This is a genomic window from Hydrogenophaga sp., assembly GCF_018780385.1.
Lineage (GTDB): Bacteria > Pseudomonadota > Gammaproteobacteria > Burkholderiales > Burkholderiaceae_C > Hydrogenophaga.
The window spans coordinates 44178-56179 of sequence record NZ_JADMJO010000004.1; the positions used below are offsets into that span (position 1 = coordinate 44178).

Below are 12002 nucleotides of genomic sequence, written 5' to 3' on the forward strand. Positions count from 1 at the left end.
TCAGGCCGGCGCCCAGAACACACTGAACCAGCCTTGTGCGTCGCTCCAATGGCGCGTCTGGCCGAAGCCGGCGTCCTGCAACAAGGCCTCGAAGGCCTCGGGCTGCCACTTGTAAGAACTCTCGGTGTGCAGACGCTCGCCCTGCGCAAACACCCGCTCGCCGTCGGGCCAGCGCACGGTCTGCCGCACAGTGGCTTCCAGGTGCATTTCAATGCGCGACAGCGGCGTGTTGAACAGCCCCACGTGGCGCCAGGCGGCTGGCGCGAAATCGGCGTCGAGCACACGGTTCACGTTGAGCAGCAGGTTGCGGTTGAAGGCCGCGGTCACCCCCAGCGCATCGTCGTAGGCGGGCTCCAGCACGGCCTTGGGCTTGACGCGGTCCACACCGATCAGCAGGCCGCCGCCTTCGCCACCCGAGCGGCACACCGCATGCGCCTGTTTGAGCAAGGCAAGCGCCTCTTCAGGGTTGAAATTGCCGATGCTCGAACCCGGGTAGAACACCACGCGTGGCGCCTGCGCCGCCGGGCCGTCGGCCAGCCAGTCGGCCACCTCGGCGCCCAAGGCGAAGCGGCTTGAGAAATCCATGCCCAGGCCGAGCATGGCCAGCGAAGGATGTTGCTTCTGCAATTGCTGCAAGGTGTCGCGCAGGTAGTCCACCGAAATGTCGATGGCCACATAGGCCGCCGGACGCAGCACCGGAAACAGGCGTGCGGCCTTGGCGCAGCTGCCGGCGCCCAGGTCGAGCAGGATCGAGCCACCGGGCACCACGCGCGCCATGTCGGCGCCGTGCTGCTGAAAGATCGCTGCTTCGGTGCGCGTGGGGTAGTACTCGGGCAGCTCGGTGATGGCGTCGAACAGGCGCGAGCCCAGCGCGTCGTACAGGAACTTCGGCGCAATGCTCGCGGGCGTCGCCATCAGGCCGGCCACGAGCTCGGCACGCATCGCTGCGCGGTCCTCGTGGTGGAGCTGGATGAAGGGAGGGGCCGGGGTCTGTATGGGCATGAGTGATTCCGGGAGCAGTCTTTATAGCGGAGGTGTGTTTCAAAGTCGGTGCGGTGACCCGCTTTCTTACAGGGTCTTGCAAAGCTGACAGCCACTGCGGGGTTGAAGCGGGTCAGGTCTAATACGCCCTCCCCAATCCCTCTTCACCGGATTCACCATGTTCAAAAACGCCTCCCGCACCCTGCGCGCACTCTTCACCTGCGCCGTGCTGTCCGTCACCGCCGCCGCGCACGCGCAAACCGTGTTCCGCGTCACCACCATCCCCGAAGAAGCTGCCACCGAGCAGATCCGCAAGTTCACGCCGCTGGCCGCCTACCTGGAGAAGGAACTGGGTGTGAAGGTTGAGTTCACCCCGGTGAGCGACTACCCCGCCGCCGTGGAGGCGCTGGTCAACAAGAAGGTCGATCTGGTCTGGTTCGGTGGTTTCACCTTCGTGCAGGCCAACCTCCGCTCGGGCGGCAAGGTCGTGCCGCTGGCCCAGCGCGAAGAAGACACCAAGTTCCAGTCGGTCTTCATCGCCAAGACCGATTCGGGCATCAAGAGTCTGGCCGACATGAAGGGCAAGCAGGTCTCGTTCGGCTCGCAGAGCAGCACCTCGGGCCACCTGATGCCGCGCAGCTTCCTGCTGGCGGCCAACATCGAACCCGAGAAGGATTTCCGCCGCATCGCCTACAGCGGCGCGCACGACGCCACCATCGCCTCGGTGGTCAGTGGCAAGGTCGACGCGGCCGCGCTGGACATCACGGTCTGGAAAAAGTTCGTCGCCGAGAACAAGGTCGATACCAAGGCGGTTGACGTGTTCTTCACCACGCCGGGTTACTTCAACTACAACTGGTCGGTGCACGCGGACACCCCGGTCGCGATGCAGCAGAAGATCAAGGCCGCGCTCATCGGCCTGTCGCCGGCCAACCCCGAGCACGCCGAGATCCTCAAGCTCAACCGCGCCACGCGCTACCTCGAAACCAAGCCCGAGAATTACAAAGGCCTGGAAGCCGCCGCCCGCAGCGCCGGTCTGCTCTGAACGCAAGGCCACTCGATTGAACATCGAACTGCAAGGCGTCTCGGCACGCCACCCCGCGGCGCGGGCAGGCCATGCACCCGCGCTGCGCTCGCTCGATGTGCAGATCGCCTCGGGCGAGCAGGTGGCCGTGATCGGGCCTTCGGGCGCGGGCAAGACCACGCTGCTGCAGGTCATGGCCTGTGCGCTGCCGCCGGCCGAAGGCCGGTTGCGGCTCGATGACCGCGACCCGTGGACACTTCCGCGCGCCGCGCTGCAGCGCCAGCGCGGCCAGCTTTTTCTGGCTCCGCAGGTGCCCCCGCTGCCACCGCGCCAGCGCGTGGTCACCTCGGTGCTGGCGGCCCGCCTGCCCGCCATGGGTTTGCTGGCCAGCCTGCGCTCGCTCTTCTACCCCGACGATATTCCAGCCGCCTTCGACGCGCTGGACCACTTTGACCTGGCCGACAAGCTCTTCGAACGGGTGGACCGCCTCTCGGGCGGCGAACGCCAGCGCGTGGGCCTGGCGCGCGCGTTGCTCGCGCCGGCCCGGCTCTGGCTGATCGACGAGCCGCTCTCGGCGCTGGACCCCACACGCTCGAAACAGGCCGTGGCCGCGCTGCAGGACGGCGCCCGCGAACGCGGTGTGACGCTGGTGGCCACGCTGCACCAGGTGGACGTGGCGCTGGCCCACTTCCCGCGCATCGTCGGTTTGAGAGACGGCCAGCTGGCCTTTGACCTGCCGGCCGCCGAGGTCACACAGGATCGCCTGGCACGCCTGTACGACCAGTTCGAACACGAGCTGCGCGGCGAGGTGCCGGTGGTGGTGGATGCGCAGCCACCCGCGTCGCAGCCTGCGGTGATGCACTGCCGCTGACATGAACACGGCGGTCCGTCCCTTGCGCAGCGCCCCCGCGCGCGACCCCGCATGGACGGGCCGCGTGTTCTGGCTCGGCCTGTGCGCCGTGCTGTTGTGGCCCCTCATGGTGGCCACCGAGTTCAAGCCCTGGATCTTCCTGGAGCCCGACAACCTCAAGATCAGCCGCCAGTTCATCGCCACGTTCTGGCCACTGGTGGTCAACGCGGAGTTTTTGAGCATGATCGCCCGCGAGACCTGGCGCACCGTGGCCATGGCCACCGCCGGCGTCACGCTCGCACTGGTGGTGGCGATCCCGCTCGCGCTGATGTCGGTTCGCCTGCTCTCGATCTCGGCACTGTCGGGCCGCATGGCGCGCGGACCATTCTGGTTCCGGCAGTCGGTGCGCTGGCTGCTGATCGTGTTGCGCAGCGTGCCCGAGCTGGTGTGGGCGCTGGTGTTCGTGCGCGTGGTCGGCCTGGGTCCCACGGCCGGCGTGCTGGCCATCGCCCTCACCTACGGCGGCATGCTGGGCAAGGTGTACGGCGAGATTCTGGAGAGCGGCGAATCACACGCCACCGAGAACCTGCTGCGCAACGGCAGCTCTCGCCTGCAGGCTTTTTTCTATGGACTGCTGCCGACCAACGCGGCCGAGCTCACCAGCTACACCGTGTACCGCTGGGAATGCGCGATCCGCTCGTCGGTGGTGCTCGGCTTCGTGGGTGCGGGTGGCCTGGGTCAACAGCTCGACAACTCGATGAAGATGTTCAACGGCGGTGAGGTCGCCACCATGCTGCTGGTGTTTGTGTTGCTGGTGGCGCTGGCGGATCGGGTGAGTTCGTGGTTGCGAAAGTCGCTCGGATGAAACCCACCGCCGCCAACCCACCTTACAAGCTGCCGCCGCGTTTGTTCGACGCGCGCTGCAAGGCCTGCTGGTTCATGGCCGGCCTGATCGTGCTGGTGGTCGCCAGCTTCGCTTCGCTGGATCTGCAGTGGGCGCAGTTCCTCTCGTTGGACGCCGCGCGCAGCATGGGCCGTTTCGTGGCCGAGTTTTTCCCGCCCGACCTCTCGCCGGTGTTCGTGAAGAAGGTCGCCATCGGCGCCTGGGAAACGCTGGCCATGTCGGCGCTGGGCACGGCGTTGGCGGCGGCAGCAGGCCTCGCGCTGGCCCTGCCCGCGAGCCGCCTGCACCAGGCCGACGCGGCCTGGGCCCGAGCTCCCACGCGCTGGTTGCTCAACGCACTGCGCAGCATTCCCGAGCTGGTGTGGGCAGCACTCCTGCTCATCTCGGCCGGCCTGGGCCCGTTTGCCGGCACGCTGGCGCTGGCCTTTCACACGACCGGTGTGCTGGGCCGCCTGTTTGCCGAAGCCATCGAAAACGCACCACCCGGCCCCGGCGAGGCGCTGCGCGTGCAAGGCGTGGGCAATGGCCGCGTGTTCCTCTACGCCACGCTCCCCCAGGTGTTGCCGCAGCTCATGAGCTACACGCTGTACCGCTGGGAAAACAACATCCGCGCTGCCGCGGTGCTGGGCGTGGTGGGCGCGGGCGGCCTGGGTCAGCTGCTGGCCTTCCACATGGGCCTGTTCCAGATGAACAAGACCGCCACCATCCTGAGCGCCATGTTGCTCATGGTGGCGGTGGTGGATGCGTCGAGTCACGGAGCCCGGCGTTTGCTCACGCGGTGAGTGATCCGGCGCCGGGCCGCCCCAAGCCGGATCAGCCCCCTCGGGGGGCAGCGACCCGCGCAGCGGCTGAGCGTGGGGGCGATGACTTGGCGAGCCTGAGCCCGCTGAACTGCCAGCGCGCATCGGTCGGAAAGAAATTGCGGTAGCTCGCGCGGATGTGCGAGGCCGGTGTGGCGCACGAACCGCCGCGCAGCACGGTCTGGTTGACCATGAACTTGCCGTTGTACTCACCCACCGCGCCTTCCATGGGCTGGTAGCCCGGGTAGGCGCTGTAGCTGCTCGTGGTCCATTCCCACACGTCACCGTACATCTGCAGCAGGCCACTGCCCGCCGCGCGCGCGGGCATGGGGTGCAGGGCACCGGCGTCTTGCAGGTTGCCCTGCTCCGGCAAAGCGGTCGCAGCCGCCTCCCACTCGGCTTCGGTGGGCAGGCGGGCACCTGCGTGCTCAGCATGCGTGGCCGCGCTCCAGCGCGCAAACGCATCGGCCTCGAAGTAGCTCACGTGCACCACCGGCGTGTGCGGGTCCAGTGGCATCTCGCCGTGCAGGGTGAACACGGTGGGCAAGGCGTTGGCGTCTTGCGGCAGGGTCCAGTAGAGCGGCGCCCGAACACCTTGGGTGCGCACCCAGTCCCAGCCGGCTGACAGCCACCACCGAGGCTCGGCATAACCACCATCGCGCACGAAATCCAGCCACTCGCCATGGGTCACCAGCCGGTTCATCAACGCGTGCGGCTCCAGCCACTGGCGGTGGCGCGGCGTTTCGTTGTCGAATGCAAAACCCTCGCCGCGGTGGCCAATGTCGGTCAGGCCAGCTTCGCACGCGACCCAGCGCGCGGGCACGGGCGAAACCGACACCAGTGGCCACACGCGCTGGTAGGCCGGGCGCAGCGGGTTGATGGAGAGCAGGTGCTTGATGTCGGTGAGCAGCAGCTCCTGGTGCTGCTGCTCGTGGTGCAGGCCCATCTCGATCAGGCGCAAGGCGTCCAGGCTGTCGGTGCGCGGGATCAGCCGGGTGATGCGTTCGTCCACCTGCTCGCGCCAGCGCCACACCTCGGCCAGATCGGGCCGCGTGACCAAGCCGCGCTGGGGCCGCGGAAACTGCTCCCCCACGCCGTTGTAGTAGCTGTTGTAGAGCACGCGGAACGCGGGGTTGAAGGGCTTGAAGTCGGGCTCGAAGGGTTCGAGCACGAAGGTCTCGAAGAACCACGTCACGTGGGCGAGGTGCCACTTCGCGGGGCTGGCGTCGGGCATCGACTGGACCTGGCAATCCTCGGACGAGAGCGGCGCCGTGAGCGCACGCGTCTGATCGCGCACCGCCTGGTAGTGCCGCGCCAGCGCCGCGCGATCCGCATCGGGGCGCGGGCCCGCCGCTGCGATGGGCTGAGGTGAATGTTGTGGCATGGTGGCCTTTCAGCGCCCGGGCAGCAGGCGCAACAGCTGGCCGTTTCGGTCGTCGGTCAGCAGGTAGATGAAGCCGTCGGGTCCCTGGCGCACATCGCGCACGCGCTGGTTGAGGTCGGGCAGCAGTTTCTCTTCACGCACCACGCGGTCGCCTTCAATGACCAGACGCGAAAGGTAACGGAACTTGAGCGATCCCGCCAGCAGGCTGCCCTGCCAGGCCTTGCCATAGCGCTCGCTCGTCACGAAGGCCAGGCCGGAGGGCGCGATCGACGGTGTCCACTGGTGCAAGGGTTGCTCCAGTCCGGGCTTGCTGGTGATGCCTGCGCCGATGGCACCACCGCCGTAGTTCTCGCCAAAGGTGATGACGGGCCAGCCGTGGTTCTTGCCGGCCTGCGGGCGGTTGATCTCGTCACCGCCCTGCGGGCCGTGCTCCGAGGTCCAGAGCCGCCCGTCGGGCGCGAGCGCGGCGCCTTGCAGGTTGCGGTGGCCGATGCTCCAGATCTCGGGCAGCGCGCCCGCACGACCGACGAAGGGGTTGTCCGGGTGGGCACCGCCGGTGGCGCGCACGCGCACCACCTTGCCGTGGTGGTTGTCCAGCGTCTGTGCGTCGTTCATGCGCGAGAAGCGGTCGCCCAGGGTCAGAAACAGGCTGCCGTCCGCGGACTGCACGATGCGGCAACCGAAGTGCGAACGGCTGCTCACCTTCGGCCCCTGGCTGAAGATCACCTTCACGTCATCCAGGCGCGCCGCGTCGCTGGACAGTTTGGCCGAGGCCATGGCGGTCGAGTTGCCACCGCCGCTGGCCGCGGGCTCCGAATAGCAGAAATACACCGTGCGGTTGCTGGCGAATTCGCGGTCGGTGATCACGTCGAGCAGGCCCCCCTGTCCACCGGCATCGATCGGCGGCAGACCCGCCACCGGGGCGCCCAGGCGGCCATCGGCGCCCACCACGCGCATGCGCCCGGGCCGTTCGGTCACGAGCATGCGGCCTTCGCCGATGAAGGCCACACCCCAGGGGTTCTGCAGGCCGCTGGCCACCACCTCGGTGGTGACGGTTTGGGCAGCAGCAGGCGGCAAGCCGCCCACAGTGATCAACGCAACCAGGGGCAATGCAAACAAACGGGGCATCGGGTTCTCCAGGGTGGGGTGTGACAGGCTCGGCCCCATTGGTGCGCCCGGACTGCCCAGGGTTCCCGGGGCAAGTGGGGTGCCCGCTCAGCCGAAGGGCCGCACGCCGATGAGCCAGGCGTGTGCCCAGACGACAAACAGCCCATAGATCACCAGGCCGCCGACCAGCGCGATGGCGTCGTTGGCCTTGCTGCCCGGCAGCACCGGGCCGGGGCGCAGCAGACCTGCAGCGGCACGTTTTTTCACCGAGATGCGGTCGATCACGGCCCAGGCGAGGAAACCGCCGAAGAGCAGCACATCGGCCAGCGTGCCGTTGGCCAGCAGGTGGGCCAGCGCCCACAGCTTCACCGCCAGCAGCATGGGGTGTTTGGCCGCACGCTGGATGCGCCCGGGCAAATAGGCCGCCAGCAGCAGCACGAACACCGGCAGCATCAACACGGCAGCGAGGTGCCGAAAACCGTTGGGCAAGGTGTAGAGCAACACCGGGGCCTCGCGCGCCGCGCCATAGCCCACGACGATGAGCAAGAAGCCGGCCAGCGAGACCAGCGAATACAGGCCCTTCCAGGGCCCTTCGCCCAGCTGCTTCACCAGCCGGTGGCGCCCGTCGGGGGACACGATGGACACCGAGTGCACACCGAGAAACAACACCAGACCCAGGATCAGCAACAACATGAAGGCGCTCCCAGCGCCGTCGGTGGTGGAACCATCCGGCCATCCGCGCGCATGGCGGCACTGTAGCCCCGATGTCGCTCGCCCGCGCGGGCCGGGGTCAAGCGGGCGCGGTTGGGGTCCGCGCCGTGGTGGTCACGAGCCAGATGCCGCCGCACACCAGCAGCAAGGCCACGGCATTGCGCCAGGCCAGGATCTCTTCGCCCAGGAACAGCGCGGAGAGCAAGGCCCCGAACACCGGTATGAGGAAGTTGAACACCGACACCATGCCCACGCGGTTGTGCTTGAGCAGCGCGGCCCAGAGCGCGAATGCCACGGCCGAGAGGATGGCCATGTACAGCAGCAACGACGCCGCCGCCCCCCCCATGCCCTGCAACGTGCCGCCCGTGGCGTGCCCCACCACCGACAAGGCCAGGCCACCGATGGCCAGCTGGTAGCCGGTCATGACCATGGCGTCGATCTGCTGCGACAGGCGCTTGCCGAAGATGCTGGCGGCCGAGAGCACGAAGGCCGCGATCACGATGAAGCCGTCGCCCAGCAGGGTGAACTCCGCGTCCAGTTCGTGAGCGCCGCGCAGGTTCACCGCCATCACGCCCACAAAGCCCACCAGGCAGCCCAGCGCCTTGCGCTGGTTCAGCCGGTCGTTGTGAAAGATGAAGTGCGCCAGCAGCACACTGAAGAAGGTGCCGGTGGCGTTGAAGATGGACGCCCTCACGCCGGTGGTGTGGGCCAGGCCGACGTAGAAGAACACGTACTGCAGCGAGGTCTGCGCCAGGCCCAGCAGGCCGATGCGGCCCATGTCCCCGCGCGAGAGTGCGAACACCGGCCGACCCATGGCCTGCGCCATGCCCAGCAGCAGCACGGCCGCGAGCACGAAGCGGTAGCCGGCAAACACCAGCTGCGAAGCGGTGTCGTCGCGGCCGATGGCCAGCAGCGCGTAGCCGCTCTTGATGGCCGGGTAGGCACTGCCCCAGAGCAGGCAGCACAACGTGGCCAGCAGGACCACGTTGCGCGGGCGGGTGAAGAAGGCGGCGCTGTTGCCGCCGCTCAGCACGGGCGGCCCTGGCGCGCGAGCACCCAGGCCGGTGCGTCCTGCAGGCTCACCGGGCGCAGAAAACGCGTCAGTGCGGCGTCGCCCACCGACGTGGTCATGGGCGTGGTGGACGCGGGCCAGGGGCCACCGTGCTGCTGCGCGGCCGTCACGGCCACGCCCGTGGGCACGCCGGCAAACAGCACGCGACCCGCGATCGCCATGGCACCACGCACCAGCGCGCGGGTGTCATCGGACTCGGCGTCTGCCCCCCAGATCGTCACGGTGAGGCTGCCGCCCACGGCGGCCAGCACCGCCAGCACTTCGGCGTGCGAGGCCGCGCGCACGATCAGGCTCGACGGGCCGAACACCTCGTCGTGCAGCGCGCTCTGTTGCAGGAATTGCTGGGCACTCACCTGCAGCAGCTGTGGACCGGGCGCCTGTGCGCTGCCGGCTTGCTGCACCAGCGGCTGTGCGCCGTGTTCCACGAAACGCGCCACCCCCGCGTCAAACGCGCGGCGCATGCCGGTGGTGAGCATGGCGTGCGGCTGTTGCGCAGAAAGCGCGGTGCCGAGCTGCGCCACGAAAGCGTCGGCCTCGGCGCCGTCGATCAGCACGATCAGGCCAGGGTTGGTGCAGAACTGACCACAGCCCTGCACGATGGAGCCGGCCAACGTGGTGGCGAGTTCAGCGCCCTTGGCGTGCAGCGCGGCGGGCAAGGCCACCACCGGGTTGACGGAGCCCAGCTCGCCGTAAAACGGAATCGGGCGCGGGCGTGCGTTGGCCTCGGCCTGCAGCGCCGCGCCACCGCGCGTGGAGCCAGTGAAGGCGCCAGCAGCCATGAGTGGATGGCGCACCAGCGCCACGCCCACCTCCACCGCCGCGCCCTGCACCAGACCCACCAGGCCGGCCGGCAGACCTTGCGTCTGCAGCACGCCCTGGATGAGACCGAACACGCGCTGCGACAGCAGCGGATGGCCCGGATGCGCCTTCACCACCACCGGGCAACCGGCGGCAAGGGCCGAGGCGGTGTCACCGCCGAGCACCGAGAACGCGAACGGAAAGTTGCTCGCGGCGAACATGGCCACCGGGCCCAGCGGCACCCGCTGCAGCACCATGGCCGGGTGGCCCACGGGCGGCGCGCCGGCCACGGCCGGGTCGTCCAGTCGCTCGAACGGCACACCCCGCGTGGCGATGTCGGCAAAGCGGCGCAACTGGAACGCGGTGCGGTCGAGCTCGCCGTTGAGGCGTGCGGTGCCCAGCGCGGTTTCGGTGTCGGCCAGTGCCACGAGCGCTTCGCGATCGGCTTCCAGTGCGGCGGCCAGCGCATTCAAGAGCTCGGCGCGCTGCGCGCCGGTGCTGCTGCCCCAGGTTTCAAAAGCGGCGGCAGCTGCTTGCGCGGCCGCGTCGATGGCTTCAGGGGTGGAAGCGCGCAGGGGTTCGCCGTGCGCGGCGCCGGAGCGCGCGTCAAAGGATTGCAGGTCGTTCATGTGGATGAGTCGGGTTGTGCGCGGCGCAAGCGTTCGCGGCTGTTGGAGAGATGGGTGCGCATGGCCATGCGCGCGGAGTCGGCATCGCGCTGGCGGATCGCGTTGTAGATGTTCTGGTGCTCGGTGTGCACGCGCCGCAGGTAGGCCAGCCGGCCTTCGGGGGCGCTGTTGGCGGTGTTGATGCGGGTGCGCGGAATGATCATGGTGCCGAGGTAGGTCATGAGGTCGGCGAAGTGGCGGTTGCCGGTGGCGCGCGCCACCTCCATGTGGAACTGGAAGTCCGAGGGCACGGCGTCGGACGATTCATCGATCGAGGCCTCGAAGGCCGCGAGCGCGGCGGCCATGCTCTGCAGGTGGCTGTCGTCGCGGCGCTGCGCGGCCAGGCTGGCGGCTTCGCTCTCCAGGCTGATGCGCAGCTCCAGCAGCGAGATCACGTCGGACACGGTTGCGAAGTCTTCGGGTGCGATGCGGAAATTGCTCTGCTCCTGCGGCGCCATCACGAAGGTACCGATGCCGTGACGCGTTTCCACCAGACCCGAGGCCTGCAGGCGCGAGATCGCCTCGCGCACCACGGTGCGGCTGACCTCGAAACGCCCCATCAGCTCCGACTCGGTGGGCAGCTTGTCGCCGGTCTGCAGACGGCCCTCGCGCATGTCGGCGGCCAGGGTGTCGACGATCTCGGGCACCAGGCCGCGGTGGCGGCGCGGGCGCGTCGCCACGGCTCCGCTCGCGACCGCTTCGGTACCTAGGGTTTTCACTGAGAGCATTGTTTTTTCCTTGACACCCCACCTCGGGGTTCACACAATTCGCCCAGTTGTCTGACAACCGACAACAGACAACCAAGATGTGCGGACTGTAGCAAAGCACTTGCGATAAGTCCAAGCCCTTCGAAAAAATGCCTCCGAAAAACCTCAGTCCAGACCGCCGAGCCCCATGGAAAACACCTTGAAAACCCACCACCGCTTGCTGCTCACCGGCGCCGCCGGCGGCCTGGGCACCGCGCTGCGCGAGCGCCTCAAGGGCAACTGCGAGGTGCTGCGCCTTTCCGACAAGGCGGGCCTGGGCGCCGCGCAAGCCGGCGAAGAAATCGTGCTGGCCGACCTGTCCAACGCCGACGAAGTCGACGCCATGGTGGCCGGATGCGACGCCATCGTGCACATGGGCGGCATCTCGGTGGAGGCGCCGTTCGCCGCCATCCTGCAGGCCAACATCGTGGGCGCGTACCACCTGTATGAGTCGGCGCGCAAACATGGCGTGAAGCGCGTCGTGTTCGCCAGCTCCAACCACGTGACCGGCTTCTACAAGCAGAGCGAAACCATCCACGCCGACCACCCGGCCCGCCCCGACGGCTTCTATGGCCTGAGCAAGGCCTTCGGCGAAGACCTCGCGCGCCTCTACTTCGACCGCCACGGCATCGAGACCGCCTGCGTTCGCATCGGCTCCTCGTTCCCCGAGCCGAAAGACCGCCGCATGCTGGCCACCTGGCTGAGCTTCGACGACCTGCACCGCTTGATCACCGCCTGCCTGAGCACGCCCGTGCTGGGCCACAGCATCGTGTTCGGCATGTCCAACAACGCCGTGACCTGGTGGGACAACAGCCGGGCGCGCCACGTGGGCTTTGTCGCGAAAGACACCTCTGATGTGTTCCGCGAAGCCATTTACGCCCGCACCAGCGCACCGGATCTGAGCGACCCGGCAGCCATCTACCAGGGCGGCGGCTTCGTCAAGGCCGGCCCGTTTTGAAC

12 protein-coding genes are annotated in these 12002 nt (G+C 68.2%); 5 read left to right on the forward strand and 7 right to left on the reverse strand.

Annotated elements, in window-relative coordinates; genetic code table 11:
- On the reverse strand, window positions 1–1002 hold the full coding sequence (egtD, locus tag IV113_RS04495) for an L-histidine N(alpha)-methyltransferase (protein ID WP_291081282.1): 1002 nt from the start codon (window positions 1000–1002) through the stop codon (window positions 1–3).
- 157 nt (window positions 1003–1159) lie between these two features.
- On the opposite strand from egtD, the gene IV113_RS04500 reads away from it, so the two are divergent.
- From IV113_RS04500 to phnE, 4 genes are read left to right on the forward strand one after another with little or no spacing between them, the layout of a single operon-like run.
- Entirely contained in the window at window positions 1160–2023 is an 864-nt protein-coding gene (locus IV113_RS04500) for a putative selenate ABC transporter substrate-binding protein (protein ID WP_291081284.1), read from the forward strand.
- 16 nt (window positions 2024–2039) lie between these two features.
- Window positions 2040–2873, forward strand: a complete 834-nt coding sequence (locus tag IV113_RS04505; protein WP_291081286.1) for an ATP-binding cassette domain-containing protein — start codon at window positions 2040–2042, stop codon at window positions 2871–2873.
- A gap of 1 nt (window position 2874) precedes the next feature.
- A complete protein-coding gene (locus IV113_RS04510; protein WP_291081288.1) occupies window positions 2875–3717 on the forward strand; it encodes an ABC transporter permease in 843 nt (280 codons plus the stop codon).
- Entirely contained in the window at window positions 3714–4538 is an 825-nt protein-coding gene (phnE, locus tag IV113_RS04515) for a phosphonate ABC transporter, permease protein PhnE (protein ID WP_291081290.1), read from the forward strand. The genes IV113_RS04510 and phnE overlap by 4 nt, the downstream gene beginning before the upstream one ends.
- A 31-nt stretch (window positions 4539–4569) precedes the next feature.
- Here phnE and egtB read toward each other — a convergent pair whose 3' ends face one another.
- The 6 genes from egtB to IV113_RS04545 form a co-directional block, all read right to left on the reverse strand.
- The gene (gene egtB, locus IV113_RS04520; RefSeq protein ID WP_291081292.1) at window positions 4570–5940 is read right to left on the reverse strand and encodes an ergothioneine biosynthesis protein EgtB; all 1371 of its coding nucleotides are present in this window, start codon (window positions 5938–5940) and stop codon (window positions 4570–4572) included.
- A gap of 9 nt (window positions 5941–5949) precedes the next feature.
- Entirely contained in the window at window positions 5950–7068 is a 1119-nt protein-coding gene (locus tag IV113_RS04525) for a PQQ-dependent sugar dehydrogenase (RefSeq protein WP_291081294.1), read from the reverse strand.
- A gap of 87 nt (window positions 7069–7155) precedes the next feature.
- Complete coding sequence (locus tag IV113_RS04530; RefSeq protein ID WP_291081297.1) at window positions 7156–7740, reverse strand: NnrU family protein; 585 nt, start codon at window positions 7738–7740, stop codon at window positions 7156–7158.
- Window positions 7741–7837: 97 nt separating this feature from the next.
- Entirely contained in the window at window positions 7838–8791 is a 954-nt protein-coding gene (locus IV113_RS04535; protein ID WP_291081299.1) for a DMT family transporter, read from the reverse strand.
- Entirely contained in the window at window positions 8785–10257 is a 1473-nt protein-coding gene (locus IV113_RS04540) for an aldehyde dehydrogenase (NADP(+)) (RefSeq protein ID WP_291081301.1), read from the reverse strand. The genes IV113_RS04535 and IV113_RS04540 overlap by 7 nt, the downstream gene beginning before the upstream one ends.
- Window positions 10254–11024 carry a FadR/GntR family transcriptional regulator gene (locus tag IV113_RS04545; protein WP_291081303.1) on the reverse strand — a complete coding sequence of 257 codons (771 nt, stop codon included), beginning with the start codon at window positions 11022–11024 and terminating at the stop codon, window positions 10254–10256. The genes IV113_RS04540 and IV113_RS04545 overlap by 4 nt, the downstream gene beginning before the upstream one ends.
- 166 nt (window positions 11025–11190) lie before the next feature.
- Between IV113_RS04545 and IV113_RS04550 the strand changes: the two genes are divergently transcribed.
- Window positions 11191–12000: an NAD(P)-dependent oxidoreductase gene (locus tag IV113_RS04550; protein WP_291081305.1), complete on the forward strand. Its 810-nt coding sequence runs from the start codon at window positions 11191–11193 to the stop codon at window positions 11998–12000.
- Window positions 12001–12002 lie beyond the last annotated feature (2 nt).

Excerpts from the sequence above, each read along its gene's own strand:
- egtB (WP_291081292.1), bottom strand. The coding sequence starts at position 5,940 with ATGCCACAACATTCACCTCAGCCCATCGCAGCGGCGGGCCCGCGCCCC.
- phnE (WP_291081290.1), top strand. The coding sequence starts at position 3,714 with ATGAAACCCACCGCCGCCAACCCACCTTACAAGCTGCCGCCGCGTTTG.
- IV113_RS04540 (WP_291081301.1), bottom strand. The coding sequence starts at position 10,257 with ATGAACGACCTGCAATCCTTTGACGCGCGCTCCGGCGCCGCGCACGGC.
- IV113_RS04500 (WP_291081284.1), top strand. The coding sequence starts at position 1,160 with ATGTTCAAAAACGCCTCCCGCACCCTGCGCGCACTCTTCACCTGCGCC.
- IV113_RS04550 (WP_291081305.1), top strand. The coding sequence starts at position 11,191 with ATGGAAAACACCTTGAAAACCCACCACCGCTTGCTGCTCACCGGCGCC.
- IV113_RS04530 (WP_291081297.1), bottom strand. The coding sequence starts at position 7,740 with ATGTTGTTGCTGATCCTGGGTCTGGTGTTGTTTCTCGGTGTGCACTCG.
- egtD (WP_291081282.1), bottom strand. The coding sequence starts at position 1,002 with ATGCCCATACAGACCCCGGCCCCTCCCTTCATCCAGCTCCACCACGAG.
- IV113_RS04545 (WP_291081303.1), bottom strand. The coding sequence starts at position 11,024 with ATGCTCTCAGTGAAAACCCTAGGTACCGAAGCGGTCGCGAGCGGAGCC.
- IV113_RS04525 (WP_291081294.1), bottom strand. The coding sequence starts at position 7,068 with ATGCCCCGTTTGTTTGCATTGCCCCTGGTTGCGTTGATCACTGTGGGC.
- IV113_RS04510 (WP_291081288.1), top strand. The coding sequence starts at position 2,875 with ATGAACACGGCGGTCCGTCCCTTGCGCAGCGCCCCCGCGCGCGACCCC.